At 68.0% G+C, this 2,527-nt stretch carries 3 protein-coding genes; 1 reads left to right on the forward strand and 2 read right to left on the reverse strand.

Features of this window, described 5'->3' with window-relative positions:
- Positions 1 to 33 precede the first annotated feature (33 nt).
- Both VFV89_RS01690 and VFV89_RS01695 read right to left on the reverse strand, forming a co-directional pair.
- Positions 34 to 1,203, reverse strand: a complete 1,170-nt coding sequence (locus VFV89_RS01690) for an acyl-CoA desaturase (RefSeq protein WP_329704157.1) — start codon at positions 1,201 to 1,203, stop codon at positions 34 to 36.
- A 133-nt stretch (positions 1,204 to 1,336) separates the two neighbouring features.
- Complete coding sequence (locus tag VFV89_RS01695; protein ID WP_329704158.1) at positions 1,337 to 1,528, reverse strand: hypothetical protein; 192 nt, start codon at positions 1,526 to 1,528, stop codon at positions 1,337 to 1,339.
- A gap of 194 nt (positions 1,529 to 1,722) precedes the next feature.
- On the opposite strand from VFV89_RS01695, the gene VFV89_RS01700 reads away from it, so the two are divergent.
- Positions 1,723 to 2,527: DUF6801 domain-containing protein (locus VFV89_RS01700; protein ID WP_329704159.1), on the forward strand; the 805-nt coding region annotated here is incomplete at its 3' end.

The following is a 2,527-nucleotide window of genomic DNA, read 5'->3' on the forward strand; positions in this document are numbered from 1 at the left end:
GCGGTCGTCGGACTGGTCCGCACCGACGCTGGGTCAGGCGGGCGGCTGCTTGCGTACAGCGCGGGCCAGCTTGCGCAGCTGGCTGCCCAGGTTGTGCCGGTTGGTCTCCTCGAGCCAGCCGTCGGGGAACGAGAGGCGAACGACGCGGTGCCAGGCCGAGCCGACCTGGCGGACCAGCGGCCGGGTGTTGTAGCTCAGCCCGTATCGCTGGAAGAGGTCCTCGACCTGCGGCGCGATCTCGGAGTAGCGGTTGCTGGGCAGGTCGGGGAAGCAGTGGTGCTCGATCTGGTGCGAGAGGTTGCCGGTCATCAGGTGCATGAACGGGCTCCCCGAGATGTCGGCCGAGCCCAGCATCTGGCGGACGTACCACTCGCCCTTCGTCTCGTCATCCTTGAGGACCTCGAGCTCGAAGGTCTCGACCCCCTCTGGGAAGTGCCCGCACATGATCACCGAGTGGCTCCACAGGTTGCGGGTGAGGTTGGCGACCGCGTTGGCGGCCAGCGTGCGGCGGAACCGCTTCCCGGAGAGAGCAGGGTGGACGACGTAGTCCTTGGCGGCCTGCTTGCCCGCCTTGCGCAGCGCTTGGCGCAACCGGACCTTCGTCTCCTGCGGCATCCCGCGCTTGCCGCGGATCGCGTCGCCGAGGTCGGCGTCGTACATGGTGATGCCCCACTCGAAGATGCAGGCCGTCACCAGGTTCCAGAGCGGCTGGGCGAGGTGGCGCGGCTGCCACTCCTGCTCCTCGGCGACCCGCATGATGCCGTAGCCGAGGTCGTTGTCCTTGCCGACGATGTTGGTGTACTTGTGGTGCGTCTCGTTGTGGGCGCGCTTCCACTGGTCCACGGGTGAGGAGTGGTCCCACTGCCAGGTGGAGGAGTGGATCTTGGGGTCGCGCATCCAGTCCCACTGGCCGTGCAGGACGTTGTGGCCGATCTCCATGTTCTCGAGGATCTTGGCCAGCGAGAGGCTCACCGTGCCCAGCCACCAGGTCGAGCGCCGCTTGCTGACGAGCAGGATCGCCCGCCCGCCGAGCTCCAGCCCGCGCTGGACCGCGATCACCCGGCGGATGTAGGCCGCGTCGCGCTCACCCCGACTGTCCAGGATCCGCTGCCGGATGGCGTCGAGCTCGGCGCCGATCGCCTCGACGTCGTCGGCGCTCAGGTGAGACGCCGGACCTTGGGTCCGGGTGTCTAAGAGGGTCATTCGACCTCCGGGTCAGACGAGTGTGGGAACGCCATCGGGGACCGAGATGACTGCTGGTCGTCAGCATGGCAGGTACCCCCAACCCGGGGCCATTCAACGTGGCCATTCGGTCCAGGTGTCCGTACCGCGCCCACTACTCGTGCTCGAGCATCCCGACGGCGTCGGAGTAGTCGGTGGTGTAGCCCAGGTGGTCGTCGTCACCGGAGACGCCGGTCTTGAAGAGCACGACCATCAGCACCGCGCCCGCGGTCAGCAGTACGACCAGGCCGGTCAGAAGCGCGTTGGTGCCGGTCCAGAAACCCTGGCCCTCGTCGTCGCCGCTCATCTCGGCCCCCCGGGTCACCCGCGGTGGTGGGGCCGGCGTAGGCCGGCCGTCGCCGGGCGGAACGGTCGCGACCCCTGATGTCAGGTATGCCCGTGTGACACGAGTTGTTTCCGCCGGGTAACCTCCCGGGAAGCCGTGGTCAGGGAGTGGTACTGCGGCGGAGCACCTCGTCATCTGAAGAAAGGCATGTCCTGATGAACTTTGCCCGTCTCGCCTCGCGTGTCGCCATCGGCGGCACGACCGCGGCGCTTGCGGCGGCGTCCCTCGTCGGCGCCACCAGTACGTCGGCCTCGGCGGCCCCGGTCCACACCACCTACAGCTGCGTGAACCCCCTGTTGACATTCGCCGGTGACGTCAGCGTCGACATCGCGCTGCTGCCGAGCACCGCGCCGGCCGGCTTCCCGGTCCCGGCCGGCCTGCTGAGCTTCAACTCCAGCTTCACCGTCGACAACGCGACGGCAACTGGGCTCGGAACCCTCCAGGTCACGGGTGCCAAGTCCGACGACTTCGCCGCCACCTTCGGCGACACGGTCGCGAAGGCGCCGGTCGTGTGGAACGCCCCCCAGCCTCCCGGGCCGACCACCACCTCGTTCAACGGCAAGGGCGCCAACGCCGCCTTCGTCCTGCCGAAGGCCGGCACCTACACCGTGAGCATGCCCAAGGCGTTCACGGTGATCGCGACCAGGGCCGACGGCAGCACCGCGGCCACCGCGCTGTGCACCCAGGCCAACCCGAACCCGCTCGGCACGATCACGCTGAGCAAGCAGAAGGCGACGGTCAAGGCCAAGGCCCCGAAGTCGGCCAAGAAGGGCGCGGTCGTCACCGTCAAGGGCAAGGTCACCAACGAGTTCGTCAAGACCGGCGGACCCGAGGCGACCGGCAAGCTGATCGTCAAGGACGGCAAGAAGAAGGTCGGCAAGGGCAAGCTCAAGAACGGCAAGTACACCATCAAGGTCAAGGGCCTCGGTGTGGGCAGCCACAAGCTGACCGTCCAGTACA

Origin of the sequence: Nocardioides sp., assembly GCF_036274455.1 — a bacterium.
GTDB lineage: Bacteria > Actinomycetota > Actinomycetes > Propionibacteriales > Nocardioidaceae > Nocardioides.